1 protein-coding gene is annotated in these 279 nt (G+C 44.4%); it reads right to left on the bottom strand.

Features of this window, described 5'->3' with window-relative positions; genetic code table 11:
* Nucleotides 1-279, bottom strand: a 279-nt coding sequence (locus tag AAEZ00_RS21080) for a type I restriction-modification system subunit M N-terminal domain-containing protein (protein WP_351089836.1), incomplete at both ends; no start/stop codon positions are given.

Here is a 279-nt window from a genome sequence, read left to right as displayed (position 1 = left end):
CACCAATGTTATGCTTCAAATCTTTAAGCACTGACCAACGGGCAATAGCGGGCATAAAAAAAGTATCGTCGTACTCATCTTCATCATCGCTAAGCTCTTGCGCTTGCGCCTGAGTTTTACCTTTATCGAGGTAATACTGAACGACCCTTTCACGCTCTTCATCGAAGGCATCCGACAAGCGCTTTAGAAACATCATGCCAAAGATGTAGTCTTTAAATTCAGACGCATCCATATTGCCACGCAGAATATCGGCCGTTTCCCACAAGAATGATTCAAGGG

This window comes from Shewanella sp. S1-49-MNA-CIBAN-0167 (genome assembly GCF_040310145.1).
GTDB classification, from domain to species: domain Bacteria; phylum Pseudomonadota; class Gammaproteobacteria; order Enterobacterales; family Shewanellaceae; genus Shewanella; species Shewanella psychromarinicola.
The sequence above is the reverse complement of the archived record's forward strand: the minus strand, read 5'-3'. Positions and strand labels throughout refer to the sequence as shown.